Annotated in this window: 12 protein-coding genes, 4 tRNA genes and 1 riboswitch; of the genes, 13 read left to right on the forward strand and 3 right to left on the reverse strand. The window is 41.3% G+C overall.

The window, feature by feature from the left end:
* The first annotated feature begins 184 nt into the window (after positions 1-184).
* On the forward strand, positions 185-2119 hold the full coding sequence (locus tag E0H89_RS01425; RefSeq protein ID WP_131213919.1) for a DNA primase: 1935 nt from the start codon (positions 185-187) through the stop codon (positions 2117-2119).
* 19 nt (positions 2120-2138) lie between these two features.
* Here E0H89_RS01425 and hemA read toward each other — a convergent pair whose 3' ends face one another.
* A complete protein-coding gene (gene hemA, locus E0H89_RS01430; protein WP_131213921.1) occupies positions 2139-3428 on the reverse strand; it encodes a glutamyl-tRNA reductase in 1290 nt (429 codons plus the stop codon).
* 78 nt (positions 3429-3506) lie between these two features.
* On the opposite strand from hemA, the gene E0H89_RS01435 reads away from it, so the two are divergent.
* The 12 genes from E0H89_RS01435 to ribB all read left to right on the forward strand — a co-directional run bounded on the left by E0H89_RS01435 (position 3507) and on the right by ribB (position 10700).
* Entirely contained in the window at positions 3507-5219 is a 1713-nt protein-coding gene (locus tag E0H89_RS01435) for a tetratricopeptide repeat protein (RefSeq protein WP_131213923.1), read from the forward strand.
* Positions 5220-5227: 8 nt separating this feature from the next.
* Positions 5228-5806, forward strand: coding sequence for a lipoprotein insertase outer membrane protein LolB (gene lolB, locus E0H89_RS01440; RefSeq protein WP_131213925.1), 579 nt, complete (start codon positions 5228-5230; stop codon positions 5804-5806).
* A 22-nt stretch (positions 5807-5828) separates the two neighbouring features.
* Positions 5829-6659, forward strand: a complete 831-nt coding sequence (ispE, locus tag E0H89_RS01445) for a 4-(cytidine 5'-diphospho)-2-C-methyl-D-erythritol kinase (RefSeq protein WP_131213927.1) — start codon at positions 5829-5831, stop codon at positions 6657-6659.
* 1 nt (position 6660) lies between these two features.
* Positions 6661-6735, forward strand: a tRNA-Gln gene (locus E0H89_RS01450).
* Positions 6736-6762: 27 nt separating this feature from the next.
* Positions 6763-6837, forward strand: a tRNA-Gln gene (locus E0H89_RS01455).
* Positions 6838-6879: 42 nt separating this feature from the next.
* Positions 6880-6954 (forward strand) — tRNA-Gln (locus E0H89_RS01460).
* A 91-nt stretch (positions 6955-7045) separates the two neighbouring features.
* A tRNA-Gln gene (locus E0H89_RS01465) sits at positions 7046-7120 on the forward strand.
* 36 nt (positions 7121-7156) lie between these two features.
* Entirely contained in the window at positions 7157-8110 is a 954-nt protein-coding gene (locus E0H89_RS01470) for a ribose-phosphate pyrophosphokinase (RefSeq protein ID WP_131213929.1), read from the forward strand.
* 100 nt (positions 8111-8210) lie between these two features.
* Entirely contained in the window at positions 8211-8507 is a 297-nt protein-coding gene (gene rplY, locus E0H89_RS01475) for a 50S ribosomal protein L25 (protein WP_067723999.1), read from the forward strand.
* Between the two features lie 18 nt (positions 8508-8525).
* Positions 8526-9107, forward strand: coding sequence for an aminoacyl-tRNA hydrolase (gene pth / locus E0H89_RS01480; protein WP_131213931.1), 582 nt, complete (start codon positions 8526-8528; stop codon positions 9105-9107).
* Between the two features lie 144 nt (positions 9108-9251).
* The gene (gene panD / locus E0H89_RS01485; protein WP_131213933.1) at positions 9252-9632 is read left to right on the forward strand and encodes an aspartate 1-decarboxylase; all 381 of its coding nucleotides are present in this window, start codon (positions 9252-9254) and stop codon (positions 9630-9632) included.
* Between the two features lie 148 nt (positions 9633-9780).
* Positions 9781-9946, forward strand: a riboswitch (FMN riboswitch).
* A 94-nt stretch (positions 9947-10040) separates the two neighbouring features.
* The gene (gene ribB / locus E0H89_RS01490) at positions 10041-10700 is read left to right on the forward strand and encodes a 3,4-dihydroxy-2-butanone-4-phosphate synthase (RefSeq protein ID WP_131213935.1); all 660 of its coding nucleotides are present in this window, start codon (positions 10041-10043) and stop codon (positions 10698-10700) included.
* Positions 10701-11026: 326 nt separating this feature from the next.
* Here the strand turns inward: ribB and E0H89_RS01495 are convergent, their stop codons facing one another.
* Together E0H89_RS01495 and E0H89_RS01500 are read right to left on the reverse strand one after the other, a co-directional pair.
* Positions 11027-11653, reverse strand: a complete 627-nt coding sequence (locus E0H89_RS01495; protein ID WP_131213937.1) for a LysE family translocator — start codon at positions 11651-11653, stop codon at positions 11027-11029.
* 47 nt (positions 11654-11700) lie between these two features.
* On the reverse strand, positions 11701-12186 hold the full coding sequence (locus E0H89_RS01500) for a DUF1289 domain-containing protein (RefSeq protein WP_165493995.1): 486 nt from the start codon (positions 12184-12186) through the stop codon (positions 11701-11703).
* Between the last annotated feature and the right edge of the window lie 114 nt (positions 12187-12300).

A 12300-nucleotide genomic window follows, 5' to 3' on the forward strand; every position in this document is an offset into this window, starting at 1 on the left:
ATTTTCATGAAGGGCAAGTTATCATACTTGCCCTTTTGCTATTTTAACCAATCATATTGATCATTCTGCGCAAAAGGTATACAAATTAACTTTTAACCGCTGATGCACTTTTAACTTAGCTAACTTCTGGCAGCCTATTTGTCAGTCATTTTTAATAGATAGATCACAACCCGATTGCATACGTATGGCTATTCCTCAACACACGATTGATCAAATATTAGATCGTACAGATATTGTCGATCTGATTGGTCAACGCGTGAAACTTAAGAAAACGGGTCGCACCTATTCAGGTTGCTGCCCTTTTCATCAGGAAAAATCGCCATCATTCCATGTGTATCGGGATAAACAGTATTTTCATTGTTTTGGTTGTCAGGCCAACGGGAATGCCATTCGCTTTTTAATGGATATCGATGGTCGCAATTTTGTCGATGTGATGAAGGATCTGTCAAGTCGAAGCGGCATAGAGCTCCCTAAAGACAATCATGATTCAAATAAAATCAAATACAAACGTGAAGCAGCCAAGCCGCAACCTGTTGCGAAGCAATCTGAACGCAATATTCAAAATGCTGCAGCGAATTCACCACAACATTCTAGTACCACAGTAACGTCAGCCATTGATCACGACCCTTTTGCAGAATTTCAAATGCAAGAGGCTGTGTTCTATGGCAATGATCCGTTTGCAGCGTTTGATCAAACTACCGCGCAATTTGAAGATATTCCTCAAGACGGTAACTTATACGATTTACTAGAAAATATTGCGCTGTACTATGAACAGCAATTACCACATAGTCAGACTGCCCAGCAATACTTCAAACAACGGGGTTTAAGCGCTGAAACCATTGTGTATTGGCGTTTAGGTTATGCGCCCGAAGACTGGCAACATCTGGAAAAAGCCTTCCCTTATGATATTGAAGGTTTAAGACAACTGGGGTTAATCCGTACCAGTGACAAAGGGCGAGATTTTGACCTGCTGCGTGATCGGGTCATTTTTCCGATTCGTGATTCCAAAGGTCGTGTGGTTGGATTTGGCGGTCGTGCTTTAAATGACGAAATCAAACCCAAGTATATCAACTCACCCGATTCTGAAGTGTTTCATAAAAACCAGTTGCTATATGGTTTATATGAAGGCCGCAAGCAAAAAGCCCAAGACTGGCTGATGGTCGAAGGCTATATGGATGTCATTGCCTTACAGCAATATGGCGTTTTCGGTGCTGTGGCGACCTTGGGTACAGCCAGTAATACTGACCATCTAAATATTTTATTTAAGCAAAATAATCGCATCACTGTGGCATTCGACGGCGATGCTGCCGGTCAAAAAGCGGCGCGTCGTACTTTAGAAATTGCTTTGCCCTTACTGAATGACGGTCGTGAACTCAAGTTCTTCGTGCTCCCAAATGATCACGATCCGGATTCTCTGATTCGCCGTGAAGGCTTAGAAAGCTTTCAACGCATGTTGCAAGCCGCGCCTTTATTGTCCGAGTTTATTTTTGCCCATTTAACTCAAAATCATAACAGCACATCGCCTGAAGGTAAAAGTCAGGTCATGGGAGAACTCAAACAGCTCACTGAACTGTTACCGAAACATGGTTCTTACCGTTATTTGTTACAGCAATACTTTCGTGAAAAGCTCGGTTATAGCCGTAAATGGCAACCGCAAGTCAACAATGATGCGTCATTAAGCTTTAGTACCAAAATTGATGCAGAAGAATATGTGGTGGCGATTTTAATGAGTCACCCCTATTTGTATATCCATTTCGAACCGTTACGCGCTTTGATTCCACATGATCAGTTGCTGTTTAAAATTTTAAATATCTTTAATATCATTTTTGATGATTTACCGGATGATACTGAATTATCTCAATATTATGTCTTAGGTGCCTGTGCAAATTACCACCATGACTTGCAGCATATTTTAATGCAAACCAACATCAGTGATTACACCTCATCTCCAGAGCAAGCAGATAAACTGGCTGAAGATTTTTCGATTAAACTGCAATATCAATGCTTGCAGCAAAAATTAAAATCGAAAAAATTTACCAGTATTGCTGAAATGAGAAACTTGAAACAGCGAATTTATGAAATTGATCGTAAACGCTCATTGACCTTAATTGACGAATAATCAAACGCCAAAAAATCTCTTATTTTTCTTGTTTTATTTTACGACGCTTCGCAAAGATTTCGTCCAGATCATCACGCATCCATTCAAAACAACTTGGATCTTCAGATTTCGCTGCTTGACGCAATAATATAGAAGTAGGATGGAGTAGTTTTTGGGTTAAACGATGGGAAAACTCTTGCAGCACTTGCTCGGCATTTTCACCGGCTTTAATTCGAGACATTGCTAGAGCCAATTCTTCTTGTTTTAGAACTTCGCCTTGTTCACGATACGCATGAATAGTACTACCCGCTTTGTTAATTTTTTGTTGGGTAAGCAATTCTGTGGCTAACTGGTTTACCATGACTTCTGCTTCAACAGCCGCTTGGCGACGTTGAGCCAGATTGTCATCAATGACACTTTGTAAATCATCGACGCCATATAAATACACGCCATCCAATGATTTAACTTTTGGATCGATATCACGCGGAACCGCTAAATCCACCAACAGCATTTGTTGATAGCGACGTTTTTTTAATGCAGTTTTAACCTCATTGTAAGCAATAACCTGATGTAAACTCCCGGTACAGCTTGAAATAACATCTGCGCGATATAAGTTTGCAGCTAACTCGGAAAAATCGATAATTTCCACATCTACACGATGTGCAATTTCTTGTGCCAAAGTTTCAGCCCGGGCACGGGTCCGATTACAAATAAGGACTTTACCTACGCCCATTTCGGCTAAATGTTTAGCCACCAAGCTATTCATTTCACCTGCTGCAACCACCATTACGGTCAGCTTTTCAGGCTTGCTAAAGACTTGAAGTGCCAACTGGGCAACGGCATAACCCATAGAAACCGCATGACTACCGACCGCAGTTTCCGAGCGAACACGCTTGGCTGCGTAAAAAGCATATTCAAAAATTCGGTTTAAATTTGGAGAAACGGTATGGGCGTCTTTCGCCAGAGAAAGCGCGGACTTTACTTGTCCTAAAATTTGTGGCTCACCCAGCATCAAGGAGTCAAGACCACTGGCAACCCGCATCAGATGCGTTATAGCCTGCGCATTTTCATAACGATAAACATGATTTAATAATTGTTTAGGATCTAAGCCATTTGTCTGGGCGAGCCAGTTCATTACCATCTCTGCATTTTCAGACATGGCATAAACTTCGGTTCGATTACATGTAGAAACCACGACCATATCATTCAAGTCATGGTTCTGGCTTTGCTCGGCAAGTAATTGCGTTAACTTTTCCGGGTTAAATGCAATCTGTTCACGTAGTTCTACAGAAGCGGTCTGATGGTTGACACCCAGTGCAAAGAAAGACATATCAGATCATCATTTCGCTAAATTTATGCTATTGTGCAATATTGGTGTCATAAAAAGCATTACTTGGATCAAGAAAAATTGCGTCAAACAAATAGCCGAATAAACGGCGCGACAATTAAGCAATATTCTACCACATTCTTACTTGTGGGTAGCATGGCTTCGAGTGCTCATATTAGAGCATCCGGAGAAATTTATCATGCCAATTCAAACTATAATGCTATAAAACAAAGCATGATTGCTGAATTTGCACTGGCCTATCATGACATTCCAACAGCATTACATAACTACACCGTGCTTGCAATTAAAAGCAGTTCAACTACGGTTAAACAGCGCGCTTTAAATGTTGCACTGGAACAAAATGACCTAAAAGCTGCACTCGATATTGCGACACATTGGGTGGTTCAGGAACCTACCGATGTTCCACCGTTATTTTATCTTTCACATATTGCCCTGAAATCGCATGAGTATGAACTGGCATCCGAAACGCTAGATAAAATTTTAAATATTGACCCCGATGCAGACCTGGAAAAGATTCTGGTCGGCATTGTGCCAGAAGAACCGGAAGATCGACAAGTTCTACTGGAAGCGTTAAGCAAAAGTAAAGAACGCGACAATCCATCTGTCTTGGTCCTGATTTCAGGCTTGGAAGCGCAAAATGGACAGTTAGAGCAAGCATTGGTTACGATTAATCGTGCGCTTAAAAAACGCCCCAAAGTCACTGGGTTTATCTTAATGAAAGCCAATTTACTCAGTGCTTTAGGGGATGAAGAAGCCACTCTAAAATGGTATGACAAGGCTAGTCGTAAACATAAATCCAACTTAGAAGTTCGTTTAGCTGAAATTAAATATCTGATTAAAATTAATAAATCCAAACAAGCACTAGATAAACTTGAAACCATTATTAAAAAATGGCCGCATGAGGAAGAAGCTCTTTTCATTGCAGGATTAACCAGTATCGATTTAGAAGAATATGAAAAGGCGGAAAAGTTTTTAGTTGAGCTTCGATATTCTAATCAATATCAAAATGAAGCTTATTATTACCTAGCCGTGAATGCCGAAAGAAAACAGCACTTTGAAACTGCAAAAGCCTATTACCGCCTGGTGGATGGCAGTCTCTACACAGTTTCACGCCGCAACATGATTAATATTTTTTCAGAGCAAAAACAGCTGAGCGATGCGTTACGATTTTTAACCCAGGAACGGGTCAATTATCCTCAACATGCCAGTTTCCTCTATCAGGCTCAGGCAGATATTCTAAAACGTATGGGCAATAAAAAAGCAGCCATGCGCCTGCTCGAAGAGGCCATCAAAAACATACCCGATGACCCTGAACTGATCTATTCAGAAGTACTATTGCTTGACCCTTATCAAGACCAGGATAAGCTGGATAAATTATTGAAAAAATTATTGGAAATTGAGCCAAATAGTCCAACCTACCTGAATGCCTACGCGTACACACTGGCGTTACAAAATAGACGATTGGATGAAGCTAGACAATATGTTGAACATGCCTTGGAGTTTGCACCCGAACAAGCGTCTATTTTAGATACGCTCGGCTATATCACCTTTTTACAAAATGACTTTAAAACCTCTGCGCTGGTGTTAGAAAAAGCGTATGAGATAAGTCAAAGTGCCAAAATTGGAGTGCGCTATGCAAAAGCGCTGTATATGCAAGGCGATCTGACAAAATTTAATCATGTGTTACAACAATTACAAAAAAAACACCCTAATGATCCTCAATTAGAACAACTGAAATCGTTATTGTTACCGCCAAACCTGAAAAAGAGTTAATGATCTTTATGCGTATTTTTTCCAAATTCAGCTTAACCCTGATCGCCACAAGCACACTGGTACTGACAGGTTGCCAACAATATACCCAGCCTCAAGCGCCGAGTGTTTCCCAACTCCCTGAAGCAAATAATTTTAACTTGCAAGGTAAAATTGGGGTAAAAACACCAAAACAATCTGGCAGTGCATTTTTCACCTGGGTACAACAGCAGGATGAATTTGACATCGAGTTAAGCGGGATTTTAGGGGTGGGCAAAACGCAAATTTCAGGTACTCCAGGTCAAGTCACCTTAAATAGTGCCAAAACTGGACTCATTCGAGCTGAAACACCTGAAGAATTACTGGAACGTGCAACCGGCTGGCAAGCACCAATCACCCATCTGGTGGATTGGGTTCAAGCCAAACCGGCAACCACACAAGCGAAAATCAGTAAAGATGAAAACAATCGCCCCATCCAATTTCTGGAAGATGGCTGGACTGTTGATTTAAGCTATAATGATCAGGCGCAATTGCCGAATAAATTGATTTTGAAGCAAGCACTTGAATCAGGTCAGGAAAACCGTATTACAATGGTTATTCAAAATCGTTAAATCTGCAAAAGTTTAAAATTATATGATTCGTGTTCCCTCTCCCGCCAAGCTCAATCTTTTTTTGCATATCACCGGCCGTCGTGACAATGGCTATCATGAATTGCAAACTATTTTCCAACTGATTGATTTAACTGACTGGCTAGAATTCACTCAAACAGATGACCTCATCATTTCAATTGATGGCTTGAGCAGTGTCGACCTTGAACAGAATTTAATTTACAAAGCCACTCAGGTTTTAAAACCTTTTGCTAAACAGCCAACGGGTTTAAAGATCTCTATTGAGAAAAATATTCCAATGGGTGCAGGACTGGGAGGCGGTTCTTCCAATGCTGCCACCACCCTGATTGCGATAAACCAATTGTGGCAATGTGGTCTAAATATCGAACAATTGGCTGAACTCGGGCTAAAACTCGGTGCAGACGTTCCGATTTTTGTTCATGGTCGTAACGCATGGGCTGAAGGTATTGGTGAACACTTAACATTCATAGACTTAGATCAAAAACAGTACATTGTGCTAAAACCTGACTGTTTTATCAGCACTCAACTGCTTTTTTCACAAAAAACGTTGACAAGAGACACGAAGCCTACTAAATTTTGCGCCTATCAGTTAAAGCCATTTAACTTTGGAAATAACTTTGAGCCTTTGGCCAGAAGTCTATATCCTGAAGTGAATGAAGCGATGCAGTATTTAGACCAGTTCGGTATTGCAAAACTTACAGGTACAGGTGCTTGTGTGTTTACTGAAGTAACTGCCGATATGAATACTGATGAGATTTTGGCTCATTCACCTTGTAAAGCTTACTTGGTCAATAGTTTAAATGAATCACCATTACGTCATTTCCAGGTTCTATGATAGGGGCGTCGCCAAGTGGTAAGGCACCGGGTTTTGATCTCGGCATCCGTTGGTTCGAATCCAGCCGCCCCTGCCATTCATTTCATCTGTAGATTGCTGTATTAGGGGCGTCGCCAAGTGGTAAGGCACCGGGTTTTGATCTCGGCATCCGTTGGTTCGAATCCAGCCGCCCCTGCCATTTAAACCAGTGGTTTAAATAAAAATTACAGTGATCAGATTTAGGGGTATCGCCAAGTGGTAAGGCACCGGGTTTTGATCTCGGCATCCGTTGGTTCGAATCCAGCTACCCCTGCCATTTTCTCAAAAAAGACAGAACAGAGTTTGCAGGTTCATTTGTTAATTTACCTTGACATAGAACCACAAAACTATTAAAGTTCTGCCGCATTAGGGGCGTCGCCAAGTGGTAAGGCACCGGGTTTTGATCTCGGCATCCGTTGGTTCGAATCCAGCCGCCCCTGCCATCTACTTTCAAACATTCCAACCGCCAAGGGTGCTTCATGCCCAATCTTGTCGTTTTTAGTGGAACTGCACATCCACAATTCGCCCAAAAAGTCGTAAGCCACCTGCACATTCCTTTAGGTGCAGCATCTGTAGGTCATTTTTCTGACGGTGAAATTGCTGTCGAAATTTCTGAAAATGTTCGTGGTAAAGACGTATTTCTCGTACAGCCTACTTGTGCCCCAACGAATGACAACCTTATGGAAGTCCTCGTGATGGCCGATGCTTTACGTCGTGCAAGCGCAGGTCGTATTACTGCTGTCATCCCTTACTTTGGATATGCTCGTCAAGACCGTCGTCCTCGTTCAAGCCGTGTGCCAATTACTGCAAAAGTTGTAGCAGATATGCTGACAACTGTAGGTATTGACCGCGTTGTAATGATCGACCTTCATGCTGACCAGATTCAAGGTTTCTTCGACATCCCTGTAGACAATATCTACGGTACTCCTGCGTTACTTGCTGATCTTCGTCAACAGCAACACCATAATCTTATGGTTGTTTCTCCAGACGTTGGCGGTGTAGTTCGTGCACGTGCTGTAGCTAAGCAAATGGGTGATATCGATCTTGCAATCATTGATAAACGTCGTCAAAAAGCAAATGAATCACAAGTGATGCATTTGATTGGTGATGTAAAAGATCGTGACTGCGTAATCGTGGATGACATGGTGGATACCGCCGGTACTTTGTGTAAAGCCGCTGATGCACTGAAACAATTTGGTGCTCGCCGTGTAGTTGCCTATGCAACTCACCCTGTACTTTCAGGTAAAGCACTTGAGAATTTGAAGAACTCTGTACTCGACGAACTTGTCGTAACAGATACCATTCCTCTTTCTCAGGAAGCATTAGAACTTGGTAAGATTCGCCAGGTTTCAGTTGCTAGTATGGTTGCTGAAACAATTCGTCGTATTAACAACGAAGAATCTATTAGCGCAATGTTTGATAGTTATCTATAATACAGCGCTAAATTTTAAAAGCCCTGCCCCTATGGTGGGGCTTTATATCACTGAACTGGTCGAAGGTTCAGTCCATTAAACTCAATGAGGAAATGTCATCATGGCAAACTTCGTATTAAATGCAGTAGCTCGTGACGAATCAGTACAAGGGAAAGGTTCGAGCCGCCGCCTTCGTCTAGAAAATAAAGTTCCAGCAATCATTTACGGTGGCGAAGCTGCTCCTGTAACTGTGACTTTAGAACTTCGTCAACTTGTTAAATTTCTTGAAGACAACTCTTTCTTTGAAGAAGTGATTGAAATTCAAGTGGGCGATAAAGTTGAAAGCGTTAAAATCCAAGCTTTACAACGTCACCCAGCTAAAAACACTCCAATGCACGCTGACTTTAAACGCGCATAAGTGTTAACGGTATAATTAGTGTCAAAACTTTCGCTAATTGTCGGTTTGGGCAATCCTGGTAAGGAATACGCCCAAACCCGCCATAATGCAGGTGCTTGGTTTGTTGAACGCCTTGCTGAAGCTTATGGCATTTCCCTCAAAGCCGATCCTAAATTCTACGGAATCAGCGGTCGCGGTAATATTGAAGGTCAAGACATTCGTCTGCTTTTACCCACAACCTTTATGAATGCCTCTGGCAAAAGTGTTGTGCCCTTCGCAAAATTCTATCAAGTTGCCCCAGAAACGATGCTGATTGCGCATGATGAGCTGGATATGAATCCCGGTGTAATTCGCTTAAAAACAGGCGGTGGTCACGGTGGTCATAACGGTTTACGCGATATCGTTCCGCATACAGGTCCTGATTTCCATCGTCTACGTATTGGTATTGGTCATCCTGGTTCAAAAGAACGGGTATCCGGACATGTACTCAGCAAAGCCCCGAGCAGCGAACAAAATTTAATGGATGATGCCATTGCGCACGCTTTATCTCGCATTAAATTGCTGGTAAACGGTGACATACAGCCAGCCATGAATCAAATCAATGCTTATAAACCGAATTGATCAATCTATAAATTGTTGAACAATCCTTCTTGCCATGATGCTTTTTTCAGAGCAAAATGCGCTTGCTGCGGATTACTTACCCAGTAAAAAGTGATTGATTCAACCATAAGATAAAATCTTAGCTCGACTAAGGAGACGCCAGCCATGCTATCTCGTTTATTAAAATGCAAAATTCACCGTGCTCAAGTTACGCATGCAGAACTTCATTACGAAGGTTCATGTGCAATTGATGGCGTACTCATGGATTTAGCAGGTATTCGTGAATATGAAGAAATCCACGTATGGAACGTCACGAATGGTAAACGCTTCGCCACTTATGCGATTCGTGGTGAAGATCATTCAGGTATTATTTCTGTCAATGGTGGTGCTGCACATCAAGCTGACGTCGGTGATTTAGTGATTATTGCAACCTTTGGTGATTTCACTGAAGCTGAAGCGAATGCACATAAACCACGTCTTGTTTATGCAAACCCAAACAATACTGTAAGTCACACTGCGAACTGTATTCCTGTTCAAGTGGCTTAAATTCAAAAATATTAAAAAGCTCGCAGTATGCGGGCTTTTTTATTTTCTTGTAATTTTCACTTTATTATTCAAATATTTAATATCTATATGACTGATTGATCTATACAAAGCTGCGCCCTCAATTAAAAACAGGTCTATAATCATTGCACATCGCTTCAGGGCGGGGCGCAATTCCCCACCGGTGGTAAGTTAAACTTAGATGAAATGATAAGATTTAATCAGCCCACGAGCCTGTCAATTTTCTTAAAAGATTGACAGGCAGATTTGGTGAGAAACCAAAGCCGACGGTATAGTCCGGATGAAAGAAGACGACGTAACCGATATTTATATTTAATCTATCGCTGCGACCCCATTTCTGCATCAGTCCTGAAATGTTCAACCGTATTTTTATTTTACGAGAGCGTTTCAATGTCTAGTTTGATTCAACCCGAAATTTTCTTTTCAGCCCTTCCTCCGGCTGAACAACGTATTCAAAAAGCATTAGAAGATATCCGCCAAGGCAAACCGGTTTTGGTGATGGATGACTTTGACCGCGAAAATGAAGCTGACCTGATTGTTGCTGCAGAAACGCTAACTGTTGAAACCATGGCGCGTATGATTCGTGATGGTTCAGGTATTGTCTGCTTATGCTTAACCGATGAACTGGCCAATCATTTGGAACTTCCACCAATGGTGACTGACAACTCAAGCCAGTTTAAAACAGCATTTACCATAACCATTGAAGCAGCAACCGGTGTAACCACAGGTGTTTCAGCAAAAGACCGTACTACCACTGTAAAAGCAGCCATTAAAGATGGTGCTATCGCAAGTGACTTAAACCGTCCTGGTCATGTCTTTCCTTTACGCGCCCGTAATGGTGGTGTACTCACCCGTCGTGGACATACTGAAGGTACGATTGATTTAGCACGTTTAGCCGGTTTAAAACCCGCAGGTGTTTTGTGTGAATTGACTAATCCAGATGGCACAATGGCGTCGGGTATTCAAGTTCTATCTTATGCACAAACTCATCATTTAACCGTGATTACAATTGAAGAAATTGTGCAGTATCGCGTAACGCATAATCTCTAAAATTAAAAAATAAAAGCCCCTGACTCGAGGTAATGCCAGTCAGTTAAGAACTTGACTGGCAGTTTTAATTTTGAACTCAGTATATTCCTTGATACGCTGAAACATCATTCTTAACTTGAGCAAGAACAAAGCCATACTTGGTTACAGCGTAAGGCAAAACTAAATTTTAAAAATACTGTTTCTGCATTTTGTCTTAATTTAAGCAGTGGACGAGTTTTGCGATGAAAAGATAAGACTTCGCCGCGAATGATCTAAAGCCAAGACGTTTATGGTAAAAGCTCTTAACTAATCCGCCTTACTTGCTCTAGGAGCTCCTTTATTATTATTTAGAATATTGAGAACACTGTTGAATACAAACCATATCCCGCTATTAAAATTAGAGTGGCACCGCAAGCCCCTAACAATTTATGGTAAATCTTGGATTTGGATAAACGATTAAAACTTAAATAAATCATAGATAAAGTGGCAAAATCCAGTACGATCCAACTAAAGGTCAGAATTCCCAGACTAATATCCAAATGAGGGGTAATCTGTACAAACTGGGGAAAAAATGCAGCAAAGAAAAGAATATCTTTAGGATTAGAAATACCAACCAGAAATCCCTGTTTAAAACCCCCATTCATGGACTTGAATTTTAATTGTGATGGTGATTCCTCCTGTTTAGAAAAGAATACTCCCCTTAAAATTTGAATACCCAAATAAGCAATATATATACAGCCTAGAATTTTAATGCCTCTGAACCATTGCTCACTAATATCCAGAAAACCTTTCAGAACTAAAATGGAAACAGTAATTAAAATCAGTGAGGCAAAGTTGGTGCCAAAGATCGTTTGCAAAGCTTTACGATAACCACCTTTAAGCCCTGCACTGGCGACCAGCATCATGACAGGTCCAGGTGTCGCAATCATGATCACGACAGTCAGACAGTACAACAGATATTCCGCGATATTCACTTTTTCTACACTTTAATTTTTTGGGAATTCAAATAAAAATGATCTTTTTAATCTTCTTCCATCATCTGCAATAAATTATGGCTAATACCATCAGCACGTAAAAAAGCAAAATCGTAACTTGCTGTAGCCAAAGCCAGTACCCGACGTTCAAATTCCTGCCAGAGCGGTTTCACCTGTTTATGTTGAATCCCCAAACCGCTTTCTTCGGCTAAATTTTTATTCTTCTCACAAATTTTAAGTGCATGATAAAGCTTGCGACCTTTGGAGGCATCCTCACGTAAACGCACCCGCTTAGATAAGACAAAGCCCTCCACATGATGCAAATCGGCATGCGGCAACAGGGGTATTAAAATTTGATCCAGCTGTGCATCCAGACGCTTCCAGACCGCAGTATGCTGTTCAGGCGTATAAGTATTCCACTGAATCACTTCATGGTTAAAACGACGGCAACCACGGCATACCGAATCACCAAATACCGTAGAACAACGCCCTGCACATGGGGTCAAAGAAGCAATTCGACGGTCAGTACTCAAGACACACTCCTGCACAATTGAGAAATCAATAAAATCATCTATCAAACGATTTTAACTCAAGCTCGATTTGATAAATGACAACCTATATCGGCATCTTTCGCTTAATAACCATAT

Origin of the sequence: Acinetobacter sp. ANC 3781 (genome assembly GCF_004331285.1) — a bacterium.
GTDB lineage: Bacteria > Pseudomonadota > Gammaproteobacteria > Pseudomonadales > Moraxellaceae > Acinetobacter.